This window comes from Photorhabdus viridis (genome assembly GCF_040256935.1).
GTDB classification, from domain to species: Bacteria; Pseudomonadota; Gammaproteobacteria; order Enterobacterales; family Enterobacteriaceae; genus Photorhabdus; species Photorhabdus viridis.
On record NZ_JBEJZY010000003.1, the window covers coordinates 150,818 to 156,958 of the forward strand.

Below are 6,141 nucleotides of genomic sequence, written 5' to 3' on the forward strand. Positions count from 1 at the left end.
AATACTCCACCAGTATCACAATAACCATTAATTTAATTAGATTTAAATCAATCAACCAAGCATTTTATTAGAATAAACATAATTATCAATGACACCTATAAATGTCACATATTTATACCAAGCTATTTCATTTATGCATAATGAAAACATTTTACTTTAATAATTAAGAAAATAGCGCGTACATTTAAATAAGACCGGAATCATAATTATTCACCTTAAATAATTCAGAATCTGAAAGTGGTAAAACAGCTGTTAAGAAAAGTCGTTTTTTTGTTTGTCAGCGTGGTTTTAAAACCTGGGAAAAAAGACAGGATCACACCCAAGTGCTTTCTCGTGGTTATTTTACACAGAAAACGATAAAAATAATGCAATAAAAAACAGGTATGATTAACGTTGGTTAAACGTGAAACACGATATCCCATGATGATTAAATCTAGAAGTCAGGGCTGGTCTAAAAAGGTGAGATCTCGCCCAGCCCTCCATCAAGGTCAATAAGACCTTAATTACCTTAAAAAAACCGTAAATGAGTCAAATAAAATTAACATTCGACTCATTTAGTGAGTAGAATAGAAGCCTTATTTGACTCACAGGTGAAATCAATGTGGATATGGGAACAACATAATTGGCCTGAATTCCATTGGAATGCCGACGTTATTGCGCCATTAACAACAACCAATATCAAAAAGTGGCGAAGGTAAGTCGCCCCACGGCAACAAGGCATTTAGCACATTTAGTTGAGCTAGGCTGTTTAGAAAGCACCGGCGCGGGCGGTCGTAGCACCCGTTACATTCTCCATTACATTTGAATTTATTCAGGATGATTTAATTGCAACCAAACGTAAGGAATATTAATAAAATTCCGCTCGTCACAATGAATATGTCATGCGAAATGCTCATGATTTTACAAGCGTTGGATATATTGTTAAGTTCTTCCACCAGATTCAGCAAGCCAGCTTTATATTTGATGATGAAATGAATAATGTGGAGCATGAGAGTTACCTCACGTTTTGTTTAAGATTTCGACGTCTATATCAAAACCGGTAACTCTCAATCTTTCAAATTCCTGTATCAGATCAAGTCTCACCTAATACACATTAAACTAACTTAATCGATTATTTTCCAAATATCTTGGTCTTAGCCGGTATTCCGTTAGAGAATTTTGTACTACTCCAGTCTATCTGATTAGGTGGTATACCGAACTTTTTCCATGTCAAATTAACGGGTACTCCAAGTATGCATGCAGCAATAAATCGATGCTGACCATCCAATATGTGGGTAAGCCCTGTCTGGTTATTACGCCAGACAATAATTGATATTGTATTTCCCTTTGTTTTGAAGTTTTCTATTTTTTCATCGACAACTTTTTGAAAAACTTCTGCTTGAGCAGGCAATGGTGCTGAATTTCCAATATCATTTCGTCCTACAGGGCTCCCTTTTAATATTGATGTGTCATATGTGCCCTCATTTCCTTTTAGTTGAGATCCGTTTTCTGTTTTTCCTGATGTTACGGGTTTTAACATATTTTCATACATATTTAACTCTCATCCTTTTGAATTGTTTAGAGCGGCAAATATTACCGAATTTTATTTTTTCGTCACTAAATTCGGTGTGTTATTTTTTATCTTTCCTTTATCATTATTATTCTTTAATTCAACATTCGACTCTTTAGTTTGTTATTTATTATTCCTGCCAAATATGATTTGCTCTATTTTTGATCTAATCCGAAAGTTTTTTTATATTTAGATAATATTAAAATCAAAACCAACAACATTAAATTATTAACTGTCATGACAGAGAAAACAATTAAATCCAACCTATTCACAAACTCACTACTGATTATTATTTAATAATGAAAAAACCGAAGCGAATAAAAATCACTTCGGCGGCACTGGTAAAAGGAAATATGATAAAAGAAAAATCTCACTTTTATCCAAAACGGGCATTAAAAAAAAGAAAAAAAAGAACATTAAAGGCCATTTACGAATAAATGGCCCATGTTTTATTAATATGACTACCCGTTACCACCAATAGTTGCTGTCATACGGATTTGACGGTTATCACTGATTTCAAGGTTAGATAAAACAACCAATTGAGGTAAAGTCCTTCGCAAGAAACGCGATAATAACGGGCGTAACGCATGGTTAACCAGCAGTACCGGAGGAGCCCCCAACATTTCCTGACGTTGCAGTGCTTCCGTTGCCTGCTGTTGCAAATTATCCGCCAATCCTGGCTCCAGACCGCCACCATTTTGCAACGCCTGAATTAACAAACGCTCAAGACCGGCATCCAGTCCAATGACCTGGATTTCCTGCGCTCCAGGGAACCACTGTTGAGCAATCGCCCGGCCAAGCGCGATTCTGACCACAGATGTCAGCTCATAGGGATCAGTTTGCCCCGGGGCATGTTCAGCCAGTGTCTCAATAATTGTCCGCATATCCCGGATCGGCACTTGTTCGGATAACAGGTTTTGCAGAACCTTATGCAAAGTTGTCAGACTGACAATATCGGGAATAAAGTCTTCTGTCAGTTTAGGCATCTCCTGACTAACACGTTCAAACAGTTGTTGGGCTTCCTGACGGCCAAACAATTCATTAGCATATTGCGTCAACAGATGATTCATATGGGTAGCCACAACCGTACTGGCGGCAACCACTGTATAACCCTGAACCTGCGCCTGTTCTCTGAGGCTGTCATCAATCCAAACCGCAGAGAGCCCAAAAGCCGGATCTTTGGTGATATCACCTTGTAATTCTCCTACTGCACCGCCAGGGTTTATTGCCAGCCAGCGCCCCGGATGGGCTTCACCACGACCAATTTCTACCCCTTTCATGAGAATACGGTAGCCAGACGGAGCCAGTTCAAGGTTGTCACGAATATGAACCACCGGTGGTAAATATCCCATCTCCTGAGCAAATTTCTTCCGAATGCCGCTGATTCGCCCCAGTAATTCACCATTTTGACGAAAATCAACCATCGGGATCAGGCGATATCCCACTTCCATCCCCAGTGGATCTTCAAGCTGAACATCAGACCATGAAGCTTCTGATGCCTGCTGTTGCTCCTCTATTTTGGGTTTTTCCGCATTCATCACCGGACCATCAGCACGGCGATAGAGATACCAACCAAGACCTGCTAACGCCGCAGTGAACAACAGAAAAACAAAATTGGGCATTCCTGGAACCATGCCCAATAATCCGAGAACCCCCGCACTCAACATCAACACACGGGGATTATTGAACAGTTGAGTCACCATCTGCTGACCAACATCCTGATCCGTCGCCACGCGGGTAACAATCACACCGGCCGCGGTCGAAATAATCAGGGCAGGTAACTGCGCCACCAGGCCATCACCAATGGTTAACAGAGTATAAGCTTCCCCTGCATCCCCCAGGCTCATGCCATGCTGGGCCACACCAACAATCAAGCCGCCGACGACGTTGATAACCAGTATCATTAATCCGGCAATCGCATCGCCGCGCACAAACTTACTAGCGCCATCCATCGAACCATAGAAATCCGATTCCTGCGTCACTTCCGCACGGCGTTTCTTCGCTTCCTCCTCACCGATCAATCCGGCATTCAGGTCAGCGTCAATCGCCATCTGTTTACCTGGCATACCATCCAACACAAAACGGGCGCCAACTTCAGCAATACGCCCTGCGCCTTTGGTAATCACCATAAAGTTAATCAATACCAGGATAATAAAAACCACGATACCAATGGCGAAATTACCGCCAACCAGAAAGTGACCAAATGCTTCCACAACGTGACCCGCCGCCGCAGAGCCAGTATGCCCTTCCAATAAAATGATACGGGTTGAAGCCACGTTAAGAGACAAACGCAACAAAGTGGAAAACAGCAATATTGTCGGAAATGCGGCAAAATCCAGAGTACGCCGGGTAAACATCGCCACCAGTAACACCATAATTGATAGCGCAATGTTAAACGTAAACAGCAAATCCAACAGGAATGGCGGCAACGGCAATACCATCATCGACAAAATCAAGAGGATCAATACCGGCCCGGCAAGCATTTGCCATTGCGATCCTTTCATATTGCCCGGTAAACGAAATATAGAGGCCAGATTAGCCATGACGATTATTTTCTCCAGCAAAATCCAGTGCTGGCGGCACTGGCAGATTTTCAGGTTTCTTCGGCTTCAAGCCGCCTTCCCGTTTCCAACGTTTCAATTGGTAGACCCAAGCAAGCACTTCCGCTACCGCCGCGTAAAGTGTCGCGGGGATATGTCCGCCAACTTCACTATGACGATAAAGCGCCCTGGCAAGTGGCGGCGCCTCAAGTAATGGAATGCGGTTTTCTGTACCTATTTCTTTAATCCGCAATGCAATGATTCCCGCCCCTTTCGCCAATACCCTTGGCGCACTCATCGCTTTTTCGTCATATTTCAGGGCGACAGCATAGTGAGTTGGGTTGGTGACAATCACATCCGCTTTCGGTACATCCGCCATCATACGCTGACGGGCAGCCGCCCGTTGTTGTTGACGGATACGCGCTTTAACATGTGGATCCCCCTCTTGTTCTTTAAATTCATCCTTTATTTCCTGTCTGGTCATTCTCAGTTTTTTCAGATGGCTGTATATCTGGTAAACGACATCGAAAGCCACCATCGGTATCAACATGAAAACCACAACATAACCGGCGAATACCAACATTTGCATTGCATCATCCAGCGCCAGCAGAGGTGGTTGCGCGATCAGCCGTAACATGGCAGGCCAGTTCATCCAAAGAAATAAAGCAGCACCAATTCCGACAAATCCTGCTTTAAGCAACGCTTTGAACAATTCAGCTAACGCATTCATTGAAAAAATACGTTTCAGACCAGAAATAGGATTCAATTTTTTCGCATCAAATTTGATGGATTTTGTACTGAATACTAATCCACCCAATAGCGCCGGAGCACTTAACGCAACGAACACTAATCCGGCAAAAACCGGCAACAAAGCCCAAACAGCTTGCCGGAGCAACCTGCCAATCTGCTGAACCATCTGTTTATCATTGCTAACCATGCTGTGATCGAAGTTAAAACCTTCAAACACCATCAGCGACAATTCATGAGTAATTGATTGACCGCTCATCCAGAGCAAACTCAGGCCACTGGTCAGCATCAATATGGAACTCAGCTCTCTGGAGCGGGCTACCTGCCCCTCTTTCCGGGCTTTTTCCCGTTTATGGGGCGTGGGTTCCTCTGTTTTTTCAAGATCGCTATCTTCGGCCACGGCTTTCCTTGTCAGCGTCTAAAACGTTGTCGGTCATAAAATATGGAATTAAATAGCTGCTAGCATGACAAAAGAGAAAAAATTCGATGGCTGGAACAATGAGAAATTTGGCAGGGTGTTTGTGGGATCAAGGCGAATGCAAGGTTGGTTCAAAGCAATGATGACCTAGTTTGGATCAAACATTTCGTACACTTGCTCCGTTATAATGATATAACGCCTGCTGTAGCAACTCCCTGGATTCAATATCCAAATGGTTATCAGGTTCATCCAACAATAAAAGGGCAGGTGTTACGAACTGATAAGGTTAGGTGCCATCACTCCCGCCAGCACCTTGCCGCCATGCGAAGTCGAATCTCCAGTTAAAATAATGGAACGTAACATTTATTCCCCTCTTAACTATGAGCCAAATATTCATTTCAGCTTATGACATCCCGCTATCATGGCGCCACAACTTAATTAAGAAAAACTGCCCTAAATCAAACTATTTGGAATAAATTAAATAATCATGTTACTTAAACACCTATAAAATTTACATTATTGACTGTTTTAAAGCGGAATTTACACATCTTTAAAATATCAACCTTGATATTTATCAGATCGAAATATAAGTTAACATTAATAGTTGATCATAAAAGAGACAGGCGTAAATATGAAGAATTTTGAAGACTTCTACCGAGAAGCACTCTCTCAGATAAAACATGATATGCGTCACGCGGCGCAAGAACATCCACACCTTGCCCCCTTTACCGCCGAATCTGGTGACCCGGATATTCTCCGGGTACTGGAAGGTTTTGCGCTTCTGGCTGCCGGTCTTCAGCAAAAAATTAATGATGCTTTCCCTGAAGTGGTTAACCCTATTTTACGCAATGTCTGGCCGATACCGTTACATCCTATTCCTTCAACCA

At 42.5% G+C, this 6,141-nt stretch carries 4 protein-coding genes and 2 pseudogenes; 2 read left to right on the forward strand and 4 right to left on the reverse strand.

Annotated elements, in window-relative coordinates; translation table 11 throughout:
* Positions 1-661: 661 nt before the first annotated feature.
* Positions 662-805: pseudogene (locus tag ABR397_RS02435) on the forward strand (DUF4172 domain-containing protein); the annotation flags it as partial.
* A gap of 67 nt (positions 806-872) precedes the next feature.
* Here the strand turns inward: ABR397_RS02435 and ABR397_RS02440 are convergent.
* The 4 genes and pseudogenes from ABR397_RS02440 to flhB all read right to left on the reverse strand — a co-directional run.
* Positions 873-989: pseudogene (locus ABR397_RS02440) on the reverse strand (IS481 family transposase); the annotation flags it as partial.
* Positions 990-1,111: 122 nt separating this feature from the next.
* Positions 1,112-1,531, reverse strand: a complete 420-nt coding sequence (locus ABR397_RS02445) for a hypothetical protein (RefSeq protein ID WP_350304315.1) — start codon at positions 1,529-1,531, stop codon at positions 1,112-1,114.
* Between the two features lie 479 nt (positions 1,532-2,010).
* Positions 2,011-4,092 carry a flagellar biosynthesis protein FlhA gene (gene flhA, locus ABR397_RS02450; RefSeq protein WP_350304316.1) on the reverse strand — a complete coding sequence of 694 codons (2,082 nt, stop codon included), beginning with the start codon at positions 4,090-4,092 and terminating at the stop codon, positions 2,011-2,013.
* Positions 4,085-5,236: a flagellar biosynthesis protein FlhB gene (gene flhB / locus ABR397_RS02455; RefSeq protein ID WP_350304317.1), complete on the reverse strand. Its 1,152-nt coding sequence runs from the start codon at positions 5,234-5,236 to the stop codon at positions 4,085-4,087. Before flhB ends, flhA begins: the two co-directional genes overlap by 8 nt.
* A gap of 649 nt (positions 5,237-5,885) precedes the next feature.
* On the opposite strand from flhB, the gene ABR397_RS02460 reads away from it, so the two are divergent.
* A partial coding sequence (locus tag ABR397_RS02460; protein ID WP_350304318.1) for a type VI secretion system baseplate subunit TssF occupies positions 5,886-6,141 on the forward strand: 256 nt, incomplete at its 3' end.

Coding starts and splice junctions, on each gene's coding strand:
- ABR397_RS02445 (WP_350304315.1), bottom strand. CDS start 1,531: ATGTATGAAAATATGTTAAAACCCGTAACATCAGGAAAAACAGAAAAC.
- flhA (WP_350304316.1), bottom strand. CDS start 4,092: ATGGCTAATCTGGCCTCTATATTTCGTTTACCGGGCAATATGAAAGGA.